Raw genomic sequence first — 23820 nt, 5'->3', positions numbered from 1 at the left:
TATGGCAATGTCAACTAAACCAGCACACGAAAGAGAGTTATTTGGTCACCCGGCCGGACTCTACATCTTGTTTCTAACAGAAATGTGGGAACGCTTCTCATACTACGGGATGAGGGGTATTTTAGTGTTATATCTCACTGCAGAGACCCTGGGAGATAATCCCGGTCTGGGCTGGCTGAGCAACGAAGCACTTTCCCTTTATGGCTGGTATACGATGTTGGTATATGTGGCTTCCATTCCCGGAGGTATTATTGCTGATAAAATCATCGGCCAGAAAAAAGCCGTTATGATTGGAGGCTTTTTACTGGTAGCAGGACACGGGATTCTTTCTGTTGAATTGATGTGGGCCTTTTATACAGGTCTCGCACTAATTATTTCAGGTGTAGGGATGCTGAAACCTAATATTTCTACCTTGGTTGGTGGATTGTATCAACAAGGTGACGAACGACGTGACAAAGGATTTTCAATCTTCTATATTGGCATCAATACGGGAGCTGCCCTCGCAGCATTATCTGTGGCATATGTTGCTGATATTTGGGGATGGCATGCCGGATTTGGACTTGCAGCCATTGGGATGGTATTAGGACAAGTGGTATATCTCTCAGGGCAGAAATACCTGGTATCAGTAGGTAATAAACCAAAACCCGTGGAAGCGAATAGCGATGATGTTTCCATCAAACAGATTTTCCAGCAACAATTTAGCTCAGGCAAAACACTGCTGATTACCTTGTTCCTCGCCCTAGGATCAAGTCTGGCTGCCTGGTTTTTTATCGGACATCAGAAGATCGCCTATATCGTATTCTTTATTTTTCTTTCAGTCGTAGTAGGGATGATGGTGACCATTTATCAGGATCTCAGATCTCAGGTTGAGAAAGACAGATATTTGGTTTTATTACTGTCCTTTATTATTGTGATCGTATTCTGGGGGGCATTTGAGCAGGCAGGCGGCCTAATGAATCTCTATGCTGAAAATAGAACAGATCGCTTCCTCTTTGGTTATGAAATACCCGCTGCGGCTTTTCAGTTCTTTAACCCTTTTTATATCATGATCTTTGCCGTTCCTGTGGCTAATTTCTGGTTGTGGTGGAAACACAGAGGCAAAGAGGCTTCTTCTTTGTTTAAAATGGCGAACGGAGTAATTATCATGGGACTTGGTTTTGTTTTTATGGTATTTGCTTCTATGCAGTACGAGGAGTTAGGAAAATCGGCATTGTATTGGCTGGCCCTGGCTTATCTCTTTCACACCCTTGGCGAATTATGTGCTTCCCCTGTGGCGCTCTCCTTTATTACCAAATTGGCACCTGTAAGATATGGGGCCCTGATGATGGGTGTGTATTTTGCTGCTACCGGACTCGGTAATAAAGTGGCCGGACTCATAGGAGAATCTGCTTCGGAAGCTGGTGAACTCAATATATTTGCCGGAATCACCATTTTCTGCGTCATCTTTGGTGTTTTGGTGATTATGCTTTTAAAACCACTAAAACGATTAACTCACGGAGTGGAGGAAGAAGAAAGAGATTTAACAAAATAAAATCAGGGATACCCTGCCGTAAATTCAATTAGGATTTAAAAAGACCAACCGATGAATACTGATATCGAAAATCTGTTTAAGGATAAAGTTTTAGGGCACCCGGCAGGCCTTTTTGTGCTTTTCTTCACCGAAATGTGGGAGCGTTTTTCCTTTTACGGCATGCGCGTACTACTCGTATTGTTCCTTACTGCGCCTATCCTTGATAGCAATCCTGGCTGGGAATGGCCAAGGGAACATGCCCTGGCACTGATTGGGACCTATGCTTCCCTTCTTTACTTAACGCCTATTTTGGGTGGGTATATAGCTGATAAGCTTATTGGGTATAAAAAGGCAATCATCATAGGATGTGCAGTGATGACCCTGGGCCATGCATGCATGGCGCTGGAAACGGTATGGTCTCTCTATGTAGGTCTTGGACTTCTGGTTATTGGCACCGGATTTTTTAAACCAAATATCACCTCGGTGATTTCAGAAATGTATCGTGGCAAGGAATCCAAAAAGGATGGGGCCTATACAATTTTCTATATGGGTGTTAATGCCGGGGCCTTCTTCGGGATGATGCTCTGTGGATATCTGGCCGAGAACTACGGCTGGGCATGGGGCTTTGGCCTCGCTGGGATATTTATGTTCTTCGGAATGCTGCAATTCTGGCTCGCCGGTAGCCTCTTCGGCAAAATAGGGGAAAAGCCTATGAAGGCATCAGAAGTATTCGATCCTTCGGAAATACAGGAACAGGAAGTAGAGGAAAAGCTCAATCCTTTTACCAAATTTGATTATCTCCTTATAATCCTGTCTTCCTTGGGAGGTCTGATGTATTTATTCAATGATCCTCTATCCAAGATTGAGAATATCAACTTCCTCGATTTTACCTTGCAATTGCCGTTTTCAGAAGATGTTTTAGATGGCTCTACTATTACTGTTCTCTTAGCCTTGTTTATATTTCTGATCCTGATTATTAGTCGGACTTTAAGGTATACCAGGCTCGTACGGAACAGGATATTCGCTGTGTCTATTTTTGGGATATTTACGGTGATATTCTTTGCCACCTTTGAGCAAAATCTGGGTACGATGACCATTTTTGCCAGGGACTATACAGACAGGACACTAACCGGTTCTGCATCCCTGATCTTTAAAATCGTCGATGCCCTTCTAACAACAGTACCGATGATAATCATTACCTGGGTGTTGTATTTGCTGTTCAAAAAGACCTATTCCAGGATTCCCTTCTCAAACATTTTTTTGGGTATAGCTTTTATAGGTATCTGGGGGCTTTCGATATTCCGTCTTTATGAGAAATTTGCTCAGGAGGGGAATGAAGTAGAGGCCAGCTGGTTTGCCATTTTGAACTCCTTTTTTATTATTACCCTGGCTCCATTATTTTCCCGTTGGTGGGAGAGCAAATACAACCCGAGTGCAGCTCATAAGTACGGTATCGGACTCATACTACAAGGATTGGGGTTTGCAGTACTGGTCTTTGGAACCCTGAGTATCCCTCAGGGGGCAGCCACAGCTTCAGTAAGTATGATCTACTTGATACTTGCCTATCTCCTGATCACCATGGGTGAATTGTGTGTTTCTCCGGTCGGACTGTCCTATCTGAGTAAATTAGTTCCGCCACGGATGATTGGCTTTATGTTCGGAATCTGGTATCTGGCGATAGCTATCGGACAGAAATTGGCAGGAACACTTGGAGGAATGATTGACGAGATCACGGCTACCTACTCCCTGAGTAGTTTCTTCCTGATCTTTACCATTCTCTGTATTGCCCTCGGGGGTATTTCAATTGTATTGAACCGACCTCTGAAACGGATGATGCACGGTATTCGTTAACCTTTTTACATTTGCCCTAACGACAGGGCTCCCATCTCTGCAGTGGAATAAAACGGAATTCCATAGATCTGACAGCTACGTCTCCAGCGCCTGATGTCATCAGCATAATTACTGCCATCTGCAATTATTCTGTCAGGACAACTCTGCTCGAGAATTCGTCCCAGGTGAATTCTGGGGGATTGTGTTAAAATCAATCCCTTGATATTTTTCAGTACCGGAGGAAGTACCCCTGAACTGTCTAGTAGTATCCATTGATCCTGACCTAAATAAAATGAATTTGGAACAGGAATTGATTTTGTGGATTGTATTCGCCGATTCAACTCAAAATTTTCAACCAGGGTTTTTATTTTCATCGAGTCATTGGTCATCGCGTAAAGAACATCTCCATTTTGATAGAGAATGGCTGTGCTGGCCACTTGATGCAGAATCATAACTTCATTTTTTTGCCTGTTCTGATGTAGCAGGTATAAATTCCATACCTGAAATCCGGCAATTGAAACTCCCAGGAAACACAGATAGACAAACTTCTTCTTTTGGAGGCTTAAGACGAGGAGGATAATAATGACAGATAACAGGACCAGTCCGGGTCTGTCCATAGGAATTTGCCGAATAATAAAGTTTTCCTGAGAAGCAATGTATCCGATTAATTCATTCATGGTTCTGATCATTTGGTTATAGACAAGGGCGAGGGAATCGGGCAGTGACTTTAAACTCGCCAGCAGGACGAGCAGTATCCCCAGGCCCAGGAGGATTCCCAGGAAGGGGATAATCAGCATTGAGGAAACAAGAAAAGCTCCCGGGAATTGATGAAAGTAATACAAACAGAGAGGAAGTACACCCAGTTGTGCAGATAGGCTTACCGCAAATAATTTCCATAGACGCTTAATGAATCTATTTCGCGGCCTCCAGAATCGAATGAGCAGGGGATATATCCAACCAATTGTAAATACAGCGGCATAGCTTAACTGGAAGCCAACCTGGAACAGGAATTTAGGTTGAATCAATAAAATGGCTAAAAATGAAAGGGCCAGGATATTTATAGCTGAGGTAGGCCTGTTGAGGTACAAGGCATAGGTTATAAAACTAAACATAGCCACAGCCCTGACTACAGAGGGTGAGACACCGGTAAACAAAGCATATACCCATAGAATCAGCAGCGTAACAATCATTGAGGTGCTCCTTCCGAAGTGGGAAGACATCAACGGCTTTAAGAAAAACCGGATAATTAATAATAAAATTCCAATGTGCAAACCCGAAACGGCAAGTATATGAACGGCACCTGCATCTTTGTAGCTCCGGTACACCTCAGGATCGAGATCATTTCTTTGCCCCAGAAGGATGGCTCTGAGAACTCCCTGCTCTTTAACGCCCAAAGGTGTAGAGGATAGCTCTTTTTTAATATGAAGTTGTAATTGAGCTGCCCATCCCTTCAGGCTTTTTCCTGTGGTGTTCAGCTGAATTGAATTTTCCGGATTAAGGTAGATCTGGTCATAAACTCCTTTGCTTTCCATGTACGAATCATAGGCAAATTGGTAAGGATTTAAGGGAGGTGAAATGGGATGTACTTTTCCGTAATACATCAGGTGGTTGTCCACCTTGAGATCCGAAATCTTGTCTTCTTTTTGAATACTGCCCAGGATCAAACCACTTCTGGCAGAATCGTTTAAAGCATGTACTTGGAAGATATATCGCCTGTTGAAATTCGTAGGCTTGAGCACTTCCCTGAGTTCAAGAATCCAAAATCCATTATCCTGGTTGTAGTCACGTGAATAATGGTGAGCTGAAAGTTTCGGTTGTGCCAATGTAATAGCGACGATCCCAAGTGAAATGAAACTCAGAAATGTGGCAAATCCAAAATATATTCCCTTACGGTAGTTTTCAAATAGAAAAAACAGCGAAGTAACAACCAAGCAGATTGTTGATAGGAGAATGGCCAGTTCTTGAGGAATGGGAAATAACCAGCCACAGCTAATTCCCAGAAGCAGGCCAATGCTAAACTTTACTGAGATAAATTCCAGGGGTTTCATCTCATAAGACACGGGTGGCTTTTACAAAGGCGTAATTCCAATAGCCTTCTTTAAGGGAAGAAACAATCACTCCCCGGGAAGTGGTAGAGTGGATAAATCTGATGTCTTCCCCATCAACAGCCACCACCAATCCCACGTGATTTATTCTTTTCCGGCGCTTAGAAGTGGTAAAAAAAAGGAGGTCGCCCTTACTGACTTCATCGAGCTTAATTTTTTTACCTTCATTTGCCATATAGTATGACACCCTTGGGAGATAGATATCATGTTCGAGAAAAGATACGTACAATAGCCCGGAGCAATCCATACCCTTTCGCGTTGTGCCGCCATACTTGTATTTCACCCCTGTAAAGGTGAGGGCGGTATTGATGATCTCTTCAGATCGATTGAGACTGATCTCGCTTTCAATGACCTTTTCGTCACTTTTGATGTCAGAAATGGAATCGCTATCAATTTCGCCGGGTAATTCTGAAGCTGCCACAGCAGCCGTTCTCTTACTGCCGTAGGTAGTTTTCTTTTTAACAACTCCACAGGAAACAACCCCAAGACAGAGAGACGTGATAATGAATTTTTTAAACATGATCTTTGCGATAGGATCGGGCTTCCATCAAAATTAATGATTAATTCTGAAGTCAGGCTTCAGTCTGACGTAGTTCTAAAAGAAGCACCTCTTTTCAGGAACGGATTCCCGGAAGGAATATTTTATTCCTGGCGGAGAAGACTAACGATTTTTCGAGCCGCTTTTTTACTGGCTCCCGGACCACCCAGTTTTTTTTCAAGCTGTGAGTATTCCGACAGAATCTCATCGCGTTTGGCTCCATCGATGATCTCTTTTAGCTCCCTGGTCAGGGCTTTAGTGGTGAGTTGATTTTGAATCAGTTCTTTCACCACTTCTTTGTCCATGATCAGATTTACCAGGGAGATATATTTTAAGGTAATGATGCGTTTTGCGATCTGATAGGAAATCCAACTACCTTTATAACAAACAACCTGAGGGACCTTAAAAAGGGCTGTTTCAAGGGTTGCCGTACCGCTGGTGACCAGGGCAGCATGGGAAGTACTGAGAAGTGAATAGGTTTCACCGGATATCATGTGTACCTGTTTAGCCTTTAAAAATCGGGTGTAAAACTCCTTATCGAGACTAGGTGCAGCTGCAATCACAAATTGATAATCGGGAAATGAAGGGATAACAGACAGCATAACAGACAGCATCTTTTCTACTTCCTGTTTTCTGCTGCCCGGGAGTAAGGCGATTATCTTACGCTGGGGATCCAGATGGTGTTTGTTTTTAAATGCTTTGGGATCAATTCTCTCCCGGGCTTCAATTGCGTCGAGTAATGGATGGCCTACGAAGTGGACGGGAATATTGTGCTTTTCCTCATAGAATTCTTTTTCAAAAGGGAGGATGACAAACATATGATCTATGTTCGCTTTTATTTTTTTAATTCTTCCTTCTCTGGAAGCCCATACTTGTGGCGAGATATAATACGAAGTGCGATAAGCTTCGGTTTTGGCCCAGGAAGCAATACGGAGATTGAAACCCGAAAAGTCAATAAAAATAATCAAGTCGGGATTAAACTGAGTGATATCCTCTTTACAGAAGGCTATATTTTTAAATATCCGGCGGATATTTGATACCACTTCAACAAAGCCCATAAAGCCGAGTTCTTTATAGTGCTTTACCAGTGTACCTCCTGCATCTTCCATCAAATCTCCACCCCAGCAACGAATATCGGCTTCTGTATCCTCTGATTTCAAAGCCTTAATCAGGTTTGAACCATGCAGATCCCCGGAAGCTTCCCCTGCTATGATATAGTACTTCATTTCAGAAAACCTTATAGTATAAAATGACCAAGGCAGTGAGCAGGGTCGCAACAAGAACCCCTTTGGCGCGCTGATCTCTCCGAATCCTTAGAAATGCAAAGAATGCCACGAGATTTAAAATAGCTCCCAGGGCGAGTAAGCTTCCCAGGTATCCTTGTTCTTCAGCGGCTTTGAAGGTTTCCACTATCCCCAGGTCTGAGAATATGAGGATGTATAACAAGGTGCCAAATGTATTGGCAATGAGTCCGACTATAAACCCTATAATAAGTTCTTTTTTAGTATTCATTTAGATTCCATGTGTTAATGTCTTGGATGGCAAAGTGGGCGGTAAGGTCGAATTGGGTAGGGACTACCGAAACGAAGCCCTGTGAAAGTGCCCATTCGTCGGTATCTTCTCCATTATCCATCAATTGAAATTCACCGGTTAACCAATAGTAATCCTTGCCTGATGGATTCGTACGTTTGTCAAACTTTTCTTTCCAGTTGGCCCTGGCCTGCCTGCATATTTTAATCCCCCTAAGGCCTGAGGAATCAACTTTGGGAATATTCACATTGAGGACAACACCTTTTGGAATTCCATTTTGCAAGGCTTCAGAAACGATTTTTTTTACTGCTTCTTCGGCGGGCGAAAAGTCGGCTTCCCAGGAGTAGTCACATAGCGAAAACCCTATGGCAGGGATGCCTTCAATCCCGGCTTCTATTGCCGCACTCATAGTACCCGAATAGATCACATTTATGGAGGCATTAGATCCGTGGTTAATGCCGGAAACACAAATATCGGGTCTTCTGTGAAGCAGTTCCTGCAGAGCCAGTTTTACACAATCTGCGGGTGTTCCGCTACAGCTATACTCCTTTGGAGCATCTTTATCATTATCAAAAACAACCCGCTTTGAATACAGGGTGTTGTCTAAAGTTATAGCATGTCCCATGCCGGATTGCGGGCTATCGGGGGCCACCACCACCACTTCCCCAAGTTGACGCATACATCGTACCAGCGTACGCAAACCAGGGGCTGTGATTCCATCGTCATTTGTCACCAGTATTAAAGGTTTGCTCATACTGTATACTTTAAGGCGTAAAAATACGTTTTTACTGAGGATTAGCGCAGATAGCCTTTAACAAAAAATTATCGCCGGGGGCATTTATTGGCATGGTTTTTTCTATATCTTAGGGCATTGATTATATTTTAAAGCCTGGATTTTATGGGCAATGAAAAATGACGTTAAAACCCGAATAAAAAACATTTACATGAAAAAGAATCTGGTTTTAGGCTTTTTAGCGGTATTAATTGCGGTGGCTTCCTGCAGTTTTACCAACAAATCCTTCGAAAACAACGATAAAGACAAACTTCTCCTCGATATCATCACTTATATCCTGGAAAAAGGACATTATTCTCCAAAGGACATTAACGATGATTTTTCGGTTAGTGTTTTTGAGGATTTTATTGATGTCCTTGATCCTACCAAAAGATATTTTATGGCAGAGGATATCCGTGATTTTGAAAAGTACAAATTTCAGATCGACGACCAGATAAAGAACACAGACATTTCCTTTTTTAATCTGGTTCATGAAAGGTATATCAAACGAATGGACGAGGTAAAGATCCTTATTAAAGAGATTCTTGACGAGCCATTTGACTATACGATGGAGGAGTCAATAAATTCTGATTATGACAACAGGCCTTTCACAAGTTCCAGGTCAGAATTAAAAGAGCGATGGAGAAAACAGCTCAAATTCTGGACATTGAACACTTTCGATTCAAAACTTAAGGACGAGATACAGAAAAAGGAAGAGGACCCAAAATACGTCTCACGAACAATATCAGAAGTAGAAGCAGAATCAAGGGATGTGACCAGAAATACCCTGGAAGAATTCTTTGAATTTGTGGATAATCTCGAGCGTAAAGACCGTTTTGCTCAGTATATCAATTCTATTGTTGACAAATTCGATCCGCATACTTCTTATTTCGCTCCAGAAGACAAAGATTATTTTGACCGGCAAATTTCTGGAAGATTCGAAGGTATTGGTGCCAGATTGCAACCCGAGCCTGAAGGAGCTAAGATTGTCGAAATTATTTCAGGGGGACCTGTATGGAGAGGACAGTTACTTGAAGTAGGGGACGAGATCATTGAAGTAGCACAGGAAAATGAAACTCCTGTGAATATAGTGGGCATGCCTTTAGATGATGCTGTTAAGCTAATCAAAGGTCCTAAAGGAACCAAGGTATATCTTACCGTCAGAAAAGTTGACGGAACCATTGAGGAAGTCACAGTAACACGGGATATCGTAGAATTAGAGGAACAATACGCTAAATCAGCTCAAATCATCAAAAAAGATGAAAAATTTGGTTTGATTCAACTACCCGGATTTTACGCGGATTTTAAAGACTATGCCTCGCGAAATGCCGCAAGTGATGTGGCTAAGGAAATTGAACGCCTGAAGGAAGAAGGCATTGAAGGTCTTATTCTCGATCTTCGGGATAATGGAGGTGGCTCTCTGAGGACAGCCATCGATATGGCAGGACTGTTCATCAAGGACGGGCCTGTAGTTCAGGTTCGCGCATCAGATAACGATAAAATGGTGTACGAAGACAAGGATGAAAGAATACAATGGGACGGCCCACTGGTTATTCTTGTCAATGAATTCTCTGCCTCTGCATCAGAAATCCTGGCTGGGGCTATGCAGGACTATAAAAGGGCTATAATCATTGGTAGTGAACAGACCTTTGGAAAAGGTACCGTTCAAACCATGTATCCTTTGGAACAGGTTGTGCACGTAAATGAATACGGAGACCTGGGTGCAATTAAAGTTACCATTCAAAAATTTTATCGGGTTAATGGTGAATCTAACCAACGTGAAGGAATTAAGAGTGATGTTGTCATTCCGGATAGATACCGCTATATAGTGCTGGGTGAGAAAGGTCAGGCGAATGCCATGAATTGGGATAAGATAAAGCCTGCCAATTACAAGGTTTGGGATGGGTATATCGACTTTGAAACAACGATTGAAAAGAGCAACAAAAGGATCGCCTCCAACCCGCAGATCAAGCTTATTGAAGAAAATGCAAAATGGCTAAAAGAACAGCAGGACGAAATGTCCGTTCCATTGAATTACGACCTTTACAAGTCGAGAGATGAGGAAAGCAGAGCTAAGTCTGAGTATTTTAAGAAATTATCTGAATATGATTCCAAACTTACCTTTGAATCGGTAAAATACGAACAGGGATTGTTTACACAAGATTCACTGCTTAGGGAGAAAAGGGAGCGATGGCACAAGAATCTGGCGAAGGATGTATATATTGAAGAGGCAGTAAATGTTCTGAGAGATCTAAAGACCAGTAATATTAAGAATGAAAAACTAGCCCACGTTAAGGGATAGACTTATAAAAATCAGTAATAAAAAGGCCCTGAATGAGGGCCTTTTTTTATGGATCAAATTTTCTTTTTCACTTTACACTCAACTTATCAGCATGTAATTTTCGCAGCTTGTTGAGTTTAGGAGTAATGACATAGCTGCAATATCCCTGTCGGGGATTGGTCTTGTAGTAATCCTGATGATAGTCTTCTGCTTCGTAAAAGGTTTCGAGCTCACTAAGCTCAGTAACTATAGGGGCATCAAAAACATCTTTTAGCGCCTCGAATACTTCTTTAGCTATCTGCTGCTGTTCTTTGTTGTGGTAATAGATCACAGAACGATACATTGTCCCTACATCTGCACCCTGACGGTTCAGCGTGGTAGGATCATGGGTGGTCATAAAGATCAGCAACAGGTCCCGGTAAGATATGATTTTGGGATCAAAAGTAAGCTGAATTACCTCTGCGTGCCCGGTCAGTCCCGAACACACCTCCCTGTAAGTGGGTTTGCCAGGTGCATTTCCCCCACTATATCCTGAAATTACCTTTTGGATGCCTTTTACCTCCTGAAATACGGCTTCGGTGCACCAGAAGCACCCACCACCAAAGGTGGCCCTTTCAAGCGTAGAATTAGTCTCTAACATCTACTTTTTTTAATAGTTCCATCGATTCAGAATTAATGCAATAACGCAATCCGCTTGGTTCCGGACCATCCGGGAAGACATGACCTAAGTGTGCATCGCAGGTATTGCACATGACTTCTACCCTGACCATCCCATAGGAGTTGTCTTTTTCATATTTAATCGCATTTTCTTTTATTGGTTGTGTAAAACTGGGCCACCCGGTTCCCGATTCAAATTTGATAGTTGAATCGAACAGAGGAGTACCACAGCAAACACAGGCGTATTTGCCCGCTTCGTGTATGCTACACAAGGCGCCGGAATGTGGCGCTTCCGTTCCTTTCTGGCGCGTGATTCTGAATTGATCAGGGGTGAGTATTTCTTTCCATTCTGCCTCGGTTTTCTCCACTCTGTTATCGGGAATTGGGTTTTCGTGTACGGCAAAATGTATAATATTCTTCCAGTTAAGCATAGGCTTTAATTAATTTTTAGAAATCTTAAAATAGATCATATATCTTGTCGTTCCAAGGCAAGATTCCTTACACCTTAAAGGTAGCGCTTCCTCTTCAGAATTAATGTATTTTCGCACCAGAACACCTCGCAATTTATTCGATATGCGGAAGGCACAGAAAGACAAAATTATCTACACGGTTTTACTCGTCCTATGCATAGTCATATTTTGGGTCATAGAACAGTATTTCTGGTCTCCGGAATTTAAGATCAAAGAGCAGGCTGAAGTTGAAATACCAGCATATGTCTATCCGGAAACTCAAAATGCACAAATTGTAAAACACAACCACTATGCCCTTGCTTATAGCGAGGAACATGAGCAGGCGCAGTGGGTGGCCTACGGGTTATTTCGATCACAGCTCACTACTGATATCCGGGAAAGACCCTATTTTATTGAAGATCCAAAGGTGAAGTCGGGTTCCGCAGACTGGCGCAATTATAAGAACTCGGGATATGACCGCGGCCATCTTTGTCCTGCAGGAGACCGGAGATTCTCTGAATCGGCCTACAACGAGACTTTTTACACCAGTAATATCAGTCCGATGAACCGGGAATTTAATGCGGGAATCTGGAACAGGCTGGAGATACAGGTAAGGAACTGGGCCAGGCAATACGATTCACTCTGGGTGGTTACCGGGGGTGTACTCACTGATGACCTGCCTGATATTGGGTATGAATCGGTTTCGGTACCTGAAGCTTTTTACAAAATTGTGATCAGGGGAAATGAGGACCAACTGGAAGCTATAGCTTTTTTAATACCCCACAGAGAATCTACACTTCCTTTAAACGAGTTCAGGGTAACTGTCGATTATATAGAGCAGCTAAGCGGGATTGATTTTTTTGAGGCACTGGACGATGAACTTGAAAATCGACTGGAGAGTAGTGCAAACGGATCAGATTGGCGTTATTAAAGCCATTCATTCAATCGATTCGAATCGAGTTTAAGAAAGATAAACAGCAGGGCTGTAAAACCGAGCAGGGCAGAACCCCCATAGCTGAAAAAGGGCAGAGGTATGCCGATAGTGGGAAGGATACCGGTAACCATACCTATGTTGATAAAATAGTGAATGAGCAGGATAGAAATCACCCCATAGCCGTACATTCTGCTGAAATCACTTTTCTGTCTTTCGGCAAGATATACCAATCGTAGTAATAACATGGTAAATAATACAATCACCGTGGATGTTCCTAAAAAGCCCCATTCTTCTCCAACCGTGCTGAAAATATAATCAGTATGCTGTTCGGGAACAAAATCTCCTTTGGTACGAGTTCCTTCTAAAAAGCCTTTACCCAGGCTTCCGCCCGATTCGATTGCTTTCTCTGATTGATAGGTATTATATCCAATTGTCTTTCTGATCTCCTCCAGTCTTTCCGGATCTTTCTCCAGTCTCAGCCAAAGGCTGAATCGATCCCGGTGACGTTGCTCAAATACATTTTCAAAGACAAAATTCACCGAGAGGGAAAAAACCACGGCTATAAAAAAGAACATAAAAAGCGGCAGGAGGGGAACTTTGAAACTCGCTTTTTTAACCAGGAGGAAGATGGCAATTAACAAGGCCAAAATTATGCTAACCCAAATGGTACCAAACATCAGGGTGGTTATAAAAATTAGCACCGCCATCAAAGCAATCGCCAGATAGAATAATGGAAGCCCTTCCCTGAACAGGACAAAGACGAGGGCAAGGAATACCAAAGCACTACCGGGGTCGGGTTGCGGAATGATCAGTACAACGGGGACAAGGATGATCAACAAAGCAAAAAGCTGATCTTTTACTCGTTTGATATCCGTTTGTATATCACTGAGATACTTTGCCAGAGCCAGGGCAGTTGCGAATTTTGCAAGTTCTGAGGGTTGCAGGTTGAAAAAGCCCAGATCGTACCAGGAAGTAGCGCCGGCTATGGTCTTTCCAAAAAGAAATAGACCTAGTAGCATCACCATGGTAATAATGTAGATAAGGCTTGAAAACCGCTCATAAAATTGAGCTTCAAGGACCAGGAGAATAAATGCAGCAATGAGACTAACGCCTATAAAGAATAATTGTTTGCCATATAACTGACTGAAGTCGAATACGGAAGTGCTGTTTTCTGAGAAAGTTGTGGAATAGATATTGACCCAGCCTATGGAAACAAGCATCAGGAAAAGGAAAATGGTTAACCAGTCTACCCTTTTTAGGACGCTTTTACCAGACATATTCATTTATCTTGAACTCCTCCCCAATATAGGGTTTAGCATATTCTGCTTCCAGGGTTTTTTCCAGCATACGTTTCTCAAGGTCGGTACGCGTAATTTCCCCTTTGAGATACTTTTCTATAAGCAGGGAAGCTATATGGCCGGCATATCTCGCACCGTAGTACCCGTGTTCTATATAAACCGCCAGGGCTATTTCAGGATTATCTACCGGGGCAAAAGCGACAAAAATGGAGTGGTCTGTAAGTTGGGTACGTACGCCATCTATTTTTGTAAAATTCTCCACAGTACCTGTTTTACCCGCGATCTCTATCCCGGGGATCTGTAACCATTTGGCCGTTCCTTTTGTATACACATCGGCCATTCCCTGAATTACCGGCTCAAAATGTTTCTTGTCAATTGTAGTATAGTTGGGTGTGGTATACCTGGCATTGTTTACCGGCTCGCCCGCAATCTTTTTGATGATATGGGGAGTGTAATAATAGCCTCTGTTGGCAATAGCTGCAGTCATATTTGCCAGCTGAATCGGGGTGGCCGACACCTCCCCTTGTCCAATTGAATTGGAAATAATAAAAGATGAAGCCCATCGGTTGTCGCCATAAACTCTGTCGTAATATGATTTGTCAGGAATACGGCCTTTCCTTCCTGTTGGGAGATCATATCCGAGGTAGTCGCCAAGACCAAAACTTTTAATATGCTTTTCCCAGACATCCATTCCCTCGTCAGTAGTAGGATATTTGTCGTAAAGCTTGCGAAAAGTTCCGGCAAAATAAGCGTTGCAGGATTTATGGATCCCAGAATTCATATTTCGCAGCCCGCCTCCGCAATGACAACCTCTTTTTTTATTGCCTACATAAAAGCCATTATAGCAGCGGATAGTAGTTTCTGGCCTAATGACGTCTTCCTGGAGGGCAATCAGGGCGTTTAATGTTTTAAACGGAGATCCCGGGGATGGCTGAGCCAGAAGAGCTCTGTCCCATGTCGGTTTGGAAATTGTATCGTAATGCAGTTTACTGTAATTCTTTGATCGCTCCCTTCCAACGAGCAATGCCGGATCATAAGTGGGTCCTGAAATAAGGGCCAGGATCTCTCCTGAACCCGGCTCAATCGCAACGATACCCCCTCTTTTGCCATTCATTAATCGTTCTCCGTATTCCTGTAATTCTTTGTCGAGGGTAACAAGTATCTCCTTCCCTTGTTCCGGCAGGGTATCGAGGGTTCCTTCTTTATAAGGACCGATCACCCTGTTAAATCTGTCTTTTTGGATGAATTTTACACCTTTAACCCCACGAAGCACTTCTTCGTACTGTTTCTCTATTCCTGTGCGTCCGGTAAGTTCCCCTTGTTTGTAATAAGGATTCTTTCTAATATCACTTTCGTTCACCTCCGAAATATAGCCAAGTACGTTAGCGCCACTATGAGTTGCGTAATACCTCAGGGATCTTTTCTGAATATAAAATCCTTCGTATTTCCTCATTTTTTCCTGTAAGCGGGCATAGTCTTCTTTAGATAGTTGCGGAACTAATACCGAGGGAAGACGCGGTGAATACACTCTTGCTTTTCGCAATTGTTGCAGAAAGCGTGGTTTATCGATGCCGAGTAAGGAGCAAAATTCAAGTGTGTCAAGGGACTTTACTTCACGGGGTATGACCATTACATCATAGGCGGGCTGATTGGCCACTAGCAATTCCCCGTTTCGGTCATAAATATATCCACGTTCGGGATAATCGTATATGGCCTTAATGGCAGAGTCTTCCAGTATCTGATTAGGTGTTGAACGGAAGATCTGCAAATAGGAAAGCCTGCCAATAAATGTAATCCCTATGATTACGATAATGGAAGAAAGCAAAATCTTTTTCATTCTTTTTCGGCACTAAAAAGTGAAATAATCAAAATACCCAGAATCAGTGTTCCTGCACTGGTAGAAATTGTCTTTTTCAAAAGTAATAGCAAATGCGAAAAACTAAAAATTTCGAGCATAAAGAATATCGCATGATGTCCTATTATTAAAAACGCTAAAAATGCAATTTGTTGTGCTTTGGTGGTGTTACTCAGTTTGAAACTCTGGAATTCGTAATTCACTCCAAATACAAAACGCATTATTGCAGGACGAAAATAGGCCATAGTTACGCAGGCGACAGAATGGAATGCCAGGGTGTCGGAAAAAATATCTATGATGAATCCCAGGATAAAACTTATAATTATAAAAATACTCCTGCGCTGCTTTATTGGATACCAGTAAAGGAACAGGAGGTAGATCATAGGATTGATAAACCCAAGGAAGTTCAGCCGATTAAATACCAGAACCTGTGCTAAGATGAGAAGCACAAAACGCAGGCCGTTCTTCAAATACAGGTTATTGGTCATTCTCTATTTTTTCTTCCAGAATTTGAATCTCATCACTATCCCTGTTTTTAATGATATAGACATTTTTAATATTAGTCATATCGTTAAAGAGGGCAACATCAATGGTGTAAAAGTTTTCTGATGCCAACAAATCGAACTTCTTTATGGTTCCGATGGGGATATTTTCAGGAAAAATACTCGACATAGCACCAGTGACTATGGTATCACCTATATACAGCTCGACAATCCTCGGAATATCCTCGAGTTGCACCACATCAAAGCGATCGGTATTCCATTTGAGGGAGCCAAAATTATTGGTGTTTTTAATTTTAGCATTTATGTTCGATTTGGTATTGAGCAAACTCTGAACGGCGGCGAAGCCGTTAGAAGTGTGTTCCACGATTCCCAGAATCCCTTTTGAAGTAATGACGCCCATGTCCTGTTCAATACCATTAACCGCGCCTTTATTGATGGTGATGTAATTATTTCTAAGGGCATAGCTATTCTTGATAATTTTTGCAGGAATTACTTCAAAGGGGAATGAGTCTTTTACCACACCTTCCAGACTATCTATTTCGAGATTGAACAACAGATTGCGCAAACGTGTATTTTCTTCAACCAGTTTTTCATTCTCCTCCCGCAGGTTGAAATAGGAAGAGATATCAGATTGTACACCGTATAAGCTTCCGCTTAACCAATTGGCAGAATTAAAAAAACGCGCGCGGTGATAGGAGTGAGATTGAACACTCATGGAAATTCCAAGAGTGAGTAAAAAGAGGTACAGCAAGGTAGTCTTGTTGCGAAGGATGAAATTTATAATCTGCTGCATTCACTTTACCTATTGGGTGGTCTCATCTCCTTCTTTATACCTGACCTACATAAACTTAAAAGGTATCTGTCCGGGCACTATTTGATGAGAATACTCTTGTAGCGTTCTAAATTTTTCAGAGCTATACCTGTGCCGCGCACTACGGCTCTGAGCGGATCTTCGGCAATGTATACCGGTAAATCTGTTTTTTGGGAAAGCCTTCTGTCTAACCCTCTGAGCATAGAGCCTCCACCAGCCAGGTAGATACCTGTATTGTATATATCTGCCGCTAGTTCCGGAGGTGTCTGGGACAAGGTTTCCATTACGGCATCTTCTACACGGAGGATCGACTTGTCAAGGGCTTTGGCAATCTCTCTGTATGAAATGGATACTTGTTTAGGTTTTCCTGTAAGCAAATCACGCCCCTGAACAGACATCTCATCAGGAGGTGATTGTAGGTCTTCTGTGGCAGAACCTATTTTTATCTTGATGTTTTCTGCCGTCGTCTCACCTACATAGAGGTTGTGCTGAGTTCGCATATAATAGATGATGTCGTTTGTAAAAACATCCCCCGCAATCTTTACTGATTTGTCACAAACGATTCCCCCTAAAGCAATAACAGCAATCTCGGTGGTTCCACCCCCGATATCAACGATCATATTTCCTTTGGGTTGCATTATGTCAAGTCCGATACCTATAGCCGCAGCCATGGGTTCATGAATAAGATAAACCTCTTTCCCATTTACCCTTTCAGCCGATTCCTTAACCGCCCTCATCTCTACCTCAGTAATCCCGGAAGGGATACAAATCACCATTCTCAGAGCAGGTGGAAACCATTTTTTCTTTAGTGCAGGGATATTTTTAATAAACATATTGATCATCTTTTCAGATGCATCAAAATCTGCAATTACCCCATCTTTAAGGGGCCTGATAGTTTTAATATTTTCATGGGTTTTACCCTGCATCTGGTTGGCTTCCCGTCCCACGGCGATGATCTTCCCGGTAATCCGATCTCTGGCTACAATAGACGGGCTGTCTACAACAACTTTGTCGGCGTGGATGATGAGGGTATTGGCGGTACCAAGGTCGATTGCAATCTCCTCAGTTAAAAAGTCAAAAAATCCCATTATGATTGTTTAGTTTGGTTCGGGTAAACGGGTGAATTTCATCGACAAAAGTAGTAAAATTAATGTTTAAAATGACGTGTGCCAGTCATTACCATAGCAATTTCATTTTGATCGCAATAATCAATGCTCAACTGGTCTTTTATGGACCCCCCAGGTTGGATCACACTGGTGATACCACTCTTATCAGCGATCTCCACGCAATCAGGAAACGGGAAGAATGCATCGCTGGCCATCACGGCTCCGTTGAGGTCGAACTTAAAAGACGTGGCCTTATGTATGGCCTGATTAAGGGCGTCAACCCTTGAGGTCTGACCGGTTCCGCTTGCACATAATTGCCTGTTCCTTGCCAGGACAATGGTATTTGATTTGGTATGCTTGCAGAGTTTGGAAGCGAAAATAAGATCCTGTAATTCCCTATCCGATGGTTTTTTCCTGGTTACATAGGATAGGTTTTCACGCGTATCCGTAAGATGATCCTTATCCTGTACAAGTACTCCGTTAAGACAGGTTCTTACAATTGTTTTGGGGAGAGGCACTTCTTTCTGTACTAGAATAATCCTGTTTTTCTTGCCTTTTAGAACTTCAAGGGCATCTTTATGATAAGATGGGGCAATCACAACTTCACAGAACAGTTTGTGGATTTCCTCTGCAGTAGGGAGGTCAATTTCCCTGTTACTGATCAGAATACCTCCAAAGGCAGATACGGGGTCTCCAGCCAGAGCATCTGTGTATGCCTGATGGAGAATTTCCCTGGTGGCAAGTCCGCAGGCGTTATTGTGTTTCAGAATGGCAAAAGTTGGGTCGTCATCCTGGAATTCAGCCATGAGATTAACCGCAGCATCAACATCCAGCAGGTTATTATAAGAGAGTTCCTTTCCGTGTAACTTAGTAAACATGGAATCGAAATCTCCAAAGAAAAATCCCTTCTGATGTGGATTTTCCCCATAGCGCAAAATCCTTCCATTTAATTCACTGATCTTCAGTGCCGCAATTTCGTGAGATTGATTGAAGTAGTTAAAAATGGCCGTATCGTAATGGGAAGAAATATTAAAAGCTTTTGCTGCAAAAGACTTTCGTTCCTCCAGGGAACTAACTCCTTCTCCCGAACTTAATACTTCCAGAAAAGTACCGTAATCCTCCATAGAAGATACGCAAAGCACATCTTTGTAATTTTTGGCCGCTGCCCTAATGAGTGAGATTCCTCCTATATCTATTTTTTCAATAATTTCCTGCTCACTGGCCCCTGAAGCTACCGTTTTTTCAAAAGGATACAGGTCAACGATGACTATGTCGAGCTGGGGGATATCAAATTCCTGTAATTGGGCTACGTCTCCTTCGTGGTCCTGTCGGTTTAGTATGCCTCCGAATACTTTGGGATGCAATGTTTTTACCCTTCCTCCCAGGATAGAGGGATAACTGGTTACATCCTCAACCGGAATTACATCAACACCCAGAGAGCGGATGAAAGATTCTGTTCCTCCTGTGGAATATATGGTAATTCCCAGTTCAGATAATTTCTTTACGATTGGTTCCAGGCCGTCTTTGTGGTAGACGGAAATCAGCGCAGATTTAGCTTTTTTTGCTGTGCCCATGTGATGAGATTTTTGTCATGTTGTGAGAAAATCAAAGGTAGGTTTTTAGGTCCTATTCCACGAGCAGTCTTATTAACAAAAGGGGGAAAGTTTTAAAGAATTTTAGCTACTTCCCGGTTCACGAATTCCAGAAATCTCTCATCGGCCGCTGAGAAAGGATCAGGCGTTTCTGAATCGATATCGATCTGACCAATATTCTTTCCATTTACAAACAAGGGAACTACAATTTCAGATTTTACAGAAATACTGCAGGCGATATAATTATCCTGTGCCGCCACATCAGGAACCACAAAGTTGGCATTAGTAAGGGCTACCTGCCCGCAAATCCCTTTTCCGAATGGAATAATGGTATGATCTGTCGGGGCGCCGGCATACGGACCTAATTTTAATTCTTCTTTCTCCCCGTTTCTAAAATAAAATCCAACCCAATCGTAGTAAGGGATATTTTCCTTGAGGTATTCGCACAGGGTCTGGAGTTTTTCCTCTGTCGTCTGATTCTCAGCCTTTAAAATGGACGGAATCTTTGCCTGAAGTTGCTCGAACATCTTTTTTTTGTAAAAATAGGAATTAGTGAAATGAAAAGAGCTTTGTCCTTAAAAGAAAACACCACCTCTATTAAAGGTGGTGTTTTTAGAAATATATATTTTGGTAATGATATTACATCATTCCGGGCATTCCACCTCCGCCCATCGGTGGGGCAGGGGGATTGTCTTCCTTGATATCAGTTAAAGCACACTCTGTTGTGAGGATCATCCCCGCAACTGAAGCTGCATTTTCAAGGGCGATCCGTGTAACTTTCTTAGGATCGATAATTCCCGCCTTCATCATATCCACATATGTTTCCGTTTTAGCATCGTATCCAAAGTCACCTTTTCCGTCGTAAACCTTCGCTACAACAACAGATCCTTCACCTCCGGCATTTTCAACAATTGTCCTCAGCGGAGATTCAATGGCTCTTGCCACTATCTGTAATCCGGTTTCTTCATCGGGATTTTCAACACTCACTTTAGCCAGGGCCGATTTTGATCTGATAAAGGCTACACCCCCACCAGCTACAATTCCTTCTTCCACAGCTGCTCTGGTAGCATGTAGGGCGTCGTCAACACGGTCTTTCTTTTCCTTCATTTCTACCTCTGAGGCAGCGCCTACATATAAAACAGCTACACCGCCAGCCAGCTTAGCCAAACGCTCCTGCAACTTTTCTTTGTCGTAGTCTGAAGTGGTCGTCTCAATCTGAGATTTGATCTGATTTACCCGGGTCTTGATGTCCTTGGCATTTCCTGATCCGTTTACGATTGTAGTGTTGTCCTTATCGATGGTAACTTTCTCGCAACTTCCCAGCATGTCCATGGTTGTATTCTCCAGTGAGAAGCCTCTTTCTTCCGAAATTACGGTTCCATTAGTCAGGATTGCAATATCTTCCAGCATGGCTTTTCTGCGATCTCCGAATCCAGGCGCTTTTACCGCTGCAATCTTCAGGGATCCTCGCAATTTATTAACTACTAATGTGGCCAGGGCTTCCCCATCCACATCTTCAGCAATGATCAATAAAGGCTTTCCGGATTGTGCTACTGGTTCGAGCACAGGGAGAAGATCCTTCATAGTTGAAATTTTCTTGTCATATAGCAGGATATAGGGCGTATCCAGATCTGCGATCATCTTTTCAGAATCAGTTACAAAATAGGGTGAAAGATATCCCCTGTCGAACTGCATTCCTTCAACCACATCAACATAGGTATCTGTTCCCTTAGCCTCTTCTACAGTAATGACCCCTTCTTTCCCTACTTTGTTAAAAGCCTGGGCGATAAGGTCTCCAATGGTCTCGTCATTATTAGCTGAGATAGCAGCTACCTGCTTGATTTTTTCCGAAGAGTCTCCGACTTTCTTGGCTTGTTTAGTAAGATGGGCGACAATTGCTTCCACAGCCTTGTCAATCCCTCTTTTAAGGTCCATAGGATTAGCTCCCGCTGCCACGTTTTTTAAGCCTTCTTTTACGATAGACTGGGCTAAAACAGTAGCTGTAGTAGTACCGTCCCCGGCCAGGTCATTTGTTTTTGAGGCCACTTCCTTTACCATCTGGGCACCCATATTTTCAAGAGCATCTGCCAATTCAATTTCCTTGGCCACTGTTACACCATCCTTAGTCACTGCAGGAGCTCCGAAGGATTTGCTAACGATAACATTCCTTCCCTTAGGTCCCAGAGTTACCTTAACAGCATTGGCAAGGGCATCCACTCCTCGCTTTAAGCCATCTCTTGCTTCTATATCAAACTTTATATCTTTTGCCATAATTCTAAATTGTTTTTTGTTTTATTTCTATAGGGAAATGTTCTCTAAAAGTATTACCCTAATGAATTGTTTAAATGATCGCTAATATGTCACTTTCCCGCATCATCAAATAATCGGAGCCGTCCAGTTTTAATTCGGTACCGGCATATTTTCCGTAAAGGACTGTATCCCCAACTTTTACCGTCACTTTTTCATCCTTGGTGCCAGGTCCGACTGCTACTACTTTTCCTTTCTGTGGTTTCTCTTTTGCAGTATCGGGAATGTACAACCCGGAGGCAGTTTTAGTTTCTGCTGCCATAGGTTCAATAAGAACTCTGTCTGCCAATGGTTTGATGTTAAGTTTAGCCATATGTGTTTATTTTATTTTTATGAAATTCGGATTTAACATGACAGAAATTATGCCAAGTGGTAAAAACTGACACTTTGTAAAATGAAAATGCCAGCTTGTCATTTGTGCTGGCATTTTAAATTCTTATTGTTATCAATTTCTTATTGAATAGTATCTAAAGGACTGTTGGTATCTGTTGGAACAACTTCTTCCGGTACTGTTTCCGGAACAGCTGTTTCAATATCATCACCCTGTAGTAATTTTGAATCGGCATCACCAAAATTCCCTTTAAGGGCAACGTTAGACAGAAGAATCAGAACGATCAACAGCCCGGCCAGTGTCCAGGTACTTTTATCCAGAAAATCACCGGTTTTCTTAACTCCGCCAACAACCTGTGTGCCGCCACCGCCAAAAGAAGAGGACAATCCTCCCCCTTTAGGATTCTGAACCATGACCACCAGGACCAACAGGAAACATACCACAATGATAAGGATCAGGAATATTGTAAATGTACTCATCTTAAGAATTTTCCTTTTGTAATTGCTTTACCGCTTTAATTCGGCTTGCAAAGAAACTACTTTTTTCCGGATATTTCAAACTTAATATTTTGTAAGCCTGCAGTGCTTTCTTGTATTTTTTTTGTTCCAGATAGACCCTGGCCAGAGTCTCCGTCATCAGTTCTTCAGAATTGATTTTTGTAGATTCTGTGATATCCACTTTGGACGAATCCTGTTCCTGAGGAATGATTTTCGGATTTTCTTCGAGAAAGCGATCAATGAGATCAAACTTTTTCTTTTTCTCCGATTCCTCGGCAATAGGGAATTCCATGTTTTCGGGAATATCCGCTTTTTGTTCTTTTGATTTTATCCTGGATTCGATGGGTTTTGAGGAACTGAGCTGTAACCATTCGAGGAAAGAATGTTTTTCCTTTTTGGTAAAGGCCAGAGGTTGTCCAAGTTCCAGTTCTTCTGCCGCCTTTGCCTTTTTCCTGGCAATTTCCCTATCTATTTCCGGGTCCTTGGACGTGAATAGGGAAGGATCAAGAATATCATCGGCATCCCTGGTATTTCTGGGAAGGGGCGAATCGGCCGATTCCTGTAGCAGGGCTGCCGGACTCTCATTTTCCGCAATCACTTCTTCTGCTTCTACCTCTTGCACCTCGAGCTTTTCCGTTTTCCCACTGATGGTATCGGCAATGGAATTCTGAAGGAATTCCGGAGAGGTGATTAAATCAAAAAGCACATCCCGGTCTGCTGTGTAGGCTGCGGTTGCTTTCAGGGCATTATTATATCTGAAACTATTGAGGTTTTTCAGACCTTTTAATTGCAATGCTCTGGCGGCCTGAAAATATGGGTATTCTTTTACAATTTCTTCTAATTGCCTTGTCTGGACAGGATCTACCACCTTGTCGGGATGCTGGAGTAAATATGTAAAATCTGTGACATTCATG

The 23820-nt window shown here is 42.5% G+C and carries 22 protein-coding genes; 4 read left to right on the top strand and 18 right to left on the bottom strand.

Annotation, left to right across the window (positions count from 1 at the left end; translation table 11 throughout):
* The first annotated feature begins 1 nt into the window (after nucleotide 1).
* Together ACA086_RS12740 and ACA086_RS12735 are read left to right on the top strand one after the other, a co-directional pair.
* On the top strand, nucleotides 2-1531 hold the full coding sequence (locus tag ACA086_RS12740) for a peptide MFS transporter (RefSeq protein ID WP_371003722.1): 1530 nt from the start codon (nucleotides 2-4) through the stop codon (nucleotides 1529-1531).
* 51 nt (nucleotides 1532-1582) lie between these two features.
* Nucleotides 1583-3361, top strand: coding sequence for a peptide MFS transporter (locus ACA086_RS12735; RefSeq protein WP_371003720.1), 1779 nt, complete (start codon nucleotides 1583-1585; stop codon nucleotides 3359-3361).
* A gap of 5 nt (nucleotides 3362-3366) precedes the next feature.
* Here the strand turns inward: ACA086_RS12735 and ACA086_RS12730 are convergent, their stop codons facing one another.
* From ACA086_RS12730 to surE, 5 genes are all read right to left on the bottom strand, one after another.
* Complete coding sequence (locus tag ACA086_RS12730) at nucleotides 3367-5388, bottom strand: ComEC/Rec2 family competence protein (protein ID WP_371003718.1); 2022 nt, start codon at nucleotides 5386-5388, stop codon at nucleotides 3367-3369.
* A 1-nt stretch (nucleotide 5389) separates the two neighbouring features.
* A complete protein-coding gene (locus ACA086_RS12725; RefSeq protein WP_371003717.1) occupies nucleotides 5390-5965 on the bottom strand; it encodes a C40 family peptidase in 576 nt (191 codons plus the stop codon).
* A 122-nt stretch (nucleotides 5966-6087) separates the two neighbouring features.
* Nucleotides 6088-7209 carry a lipid-A-disaccharide synthase gene (lpxB, locus tag ACA086_RS12720; protein ID WP_371003716.1) on the bottom strand — a complete coding sequence of 374 codons (1122 nt, stop codon included), beginning with the start codon at nucleotides 7207-7209 and terminating at the stop codon, nucleotides 6088-6090.
* Between the two features lies 1 nt (nucleotide 7210).
* Complete coding sequence (locus ACA086_RS12715) at nucleotides 7211-7495, bottom strand: hypothetical protein (protein ID WP_371003715.1); 285 nt, start codon at nucleotides 7493-7495, stop codon at nucleotides 7211-7213.
* Entirely contained in the window at nucleotides 7485-8267 is a 783-nt protein-coding gene (surE, locus tag ACA086_RS12710) for a 5'/3'-nucleotidase SurE (RefSeq protein WP_371003714.1), read from the bottom strand. The genes ACA086_RS12715 and surE overlap by 11 nt, the downstream gene beginning before the upstream one ends.
* Before the next feature lie 190 nt (nucleotides 8268-8457).
* Between surE and ACA086_RS12705 the strand changes: the two genes are divergently transcribed.
* The gene (locus ACA086_RS12705) at nucleotides 8458-10587 is read left to right on the top strand and encodes a carboxy terminal-processing peptidase (protein ID WP_371003713.1); all 2130 of its coding nucleotides are present in this window, start codon (nucleotides 8458-8460) and stop codon (nucleotides 10585-10587) included.
* Between the two features lie 67 nt (nucleotides 10588-10654).
* Here ACA086_RS12705 and msrA read toward each other — a convergent pair whose 3' ends face one another.
* Together msrA and msrB are read right to left on the bottom strand one after the other, a co-directional pair.
* Nucleotides 10655-11206: a peptide-methionine (S)-S-oxide reductase MsrA gene (msrA, locus tag ACA086_RS12700; protein WP_371003712.1), complete on the bottom strand. Its 552-nt coding sequence runs from the start codon at nucleotides 11204-11206 to the stop codon at nucleotides 10655-10657.
* The gene (gene msrB, locus ACA086_RS12695) at nucleotides 11193-11654 is read right to left on the bottom strand and encodes a peptide-methionine (R)-S-oxide reductase MsrB (protein ID WP_371003711.1); all 462 of its coding nucleotides are present in this window, start codon (nucleotides 11652-11654) and stop codon (nucleotides 11193-11195) included. Before msrB ends, msrA begins: the two co-directional genes overlap by 14 nt.
* Nucleotides 11655-11796: 142 nt before the next feature.
* Between msrB and ACA086_RS12690 the strand changes: the two genes are divergently transcribed.
* Nucleotides 11797-12603, top strand: a complete 807-nt coding sequence (locus ACA086_RS12690) for a DNA/RNA non-specific endonuclease (protein ID WP_371003710.1) — start codon at nucleotides 11797-11799, stop codon at nucleotides 12601-12603.
* Here ACA086_RS12690 and rodA read toward each other — a convergent pair.
* From rodA to ACA086_RS12635, 11 genes are all read right to left on the bottom strand, one after another.
* On the bottom strand, nucleotides 12600-13883 hold the full coding sequence (gene rodA / locus ACA086_RS12685) for a rod shape-determining protein RodA (RefSeq protein ID WP_371003708.1): 1284 nt from the start codon (nucleotides 13881-13883) through the stop codon (nucleotides 12600-12602). The two genes, ACA086_RS12690 and rodA, sit on opposite strands and share 4 nt — an antisense overlap.
* Entirely contained in the window at nucleotides 13873-15741 is a 1869-nt protein-coding gene (gene mrdA, locus ACA086_RS12680; protein ID WP_371003706.1) for a penicillin-binding protein 2, read from the bottom strand. The genes rodA and mrdA overlap by 11 nt, the downstream gene beginning before the upstream one ends.
* A complete protein-coding gene (locus ACA086_RS12675) occupies nucleotides 15738-16247 on the bottom strand; it encodes a rod shape-determining protein MreD (RefSeq protein ID WP_371003705.1) in 510 nt (169 codons plus the stop codon). Before ACA086_RS12675 ends, mrdA begins: the two co-directional genes overlap by 4 nt.
* Complete coding sequence (mreC, locus tag ACA086_RS12670) at nucleotides 16237-17055, bottom strand: rod shape-determining protein MreC (RefSeq protein ID WP_371003704.1); 819 nt, start codon at nucleotides 17053-17055, stop codon at nucleotides 16237-16239. The genes ACA086_RS12675 and mreC overlap by 11 nt, the downstream gene beginning before the upstream one ends.
* A gap of 77 nt (nucleotides 17056-17132) precedes the next feature.
* Nucleotides 17133-18161 (bottom strand): rod shape-determining protein, encoded by a 1029-nt coding sequence (locus tag ACA086_RS12665; protein ID WP_129605807.1) that lies wholly within the window; start codon nucleotides 18159-18161, stop codon nucleotides 17133-17135.
* A 59-nt stretch (nucleotides 18162-18220) separates the two neighbouring features.
* Complete coding sequence (gene purH, locus ACA086_RS12660; protein ID WP_371003702.1) at nucleotides 18221-19753, bottom strand: bifunctional phosphoribosylaminoimidazolecarboxamide formyltransferase/IMP cyclohydrolase; 1533 nt, start codon at nucleotides 19751-19753, stop codon at nucleotides 18221-18223.
* A gap of 92 nt (nucleotides 19754-19845) precedes the next feature.
* Nucleotides 19846-20298 carry a GAF domain-containing protein gene (locus ACA086_RS12655; RefSeq protein ID WP_371003701.1) on the bottom strand — a complete coding sequence of 151 codons (453 nt, stop codon included), beginning with the start codon at nucleotides 20296-20298 and terminating at the stop codon, nucleotides 19846-19848.
* 112 nt (nucleotides 20299-20410) lie between these two features.
* Nucleotides 20411-22042, bottom strand: coding sequence for a chaperonin GroEL (groL, locus tag ACA086_RS12650; protein ID WP_371003700.1), 1632 nt, complete (start codon nucleotides 22040-22042; stop codon nucleotides 20411-20413).
* Between the two features lie 70 nt (nucleotides 22043-22112).
* A complete protein-coding gene (groES, locus tag ACA086_RS12645; protein WP_369748369.1) occupies nucleotides 22113-22391 on the bottom strand; it encodes a co-chaperone GroES in 279 nt (92 codons plus the stop codon).
* 140 nt (nucleotides 22392-22531) lie between these two features.
* Nucleotides 22532-22888, bottom strand: a complete 357-nt coding sequence (gene secG, locus ACA086_RS12640) for a preprotein translocase subunit SecG (protein ID WP_371003699.1) — start codon at nucleotides 22886-22888, stop codon at nucleotides 22532-22534.
* Nucleotide 22889: 1 nt separating this feature from the next.
* Complete coding sequence (locus tag ACA086_RS12635) at nucleotides 22890-23819, bottom strand: hypothetical protein (RefSeq protein WP_371003698.1); 930 nt, start codon at nucleotides 23817-23819, stop codon at nucleotides 22890-22892.
* Nucleotide 23820 lies beyond the last annotated feature (1 nt).

Origin of the sequence: Muriicola sp. E247, from assembly GCF_041358175.1 — a bacterium.
In the GTDB taxonomy this organism is placed as follows: domain Bacteria; phylum Bacteroidota; class Bacteroidia; order Flavobacteriales; family Flavobacteriaceae; genus Muriicola.
Note: the sequence above shows the minus strand (reverse complement) of the source record. Positions and strands in the feature narration are given on the sequence as shown.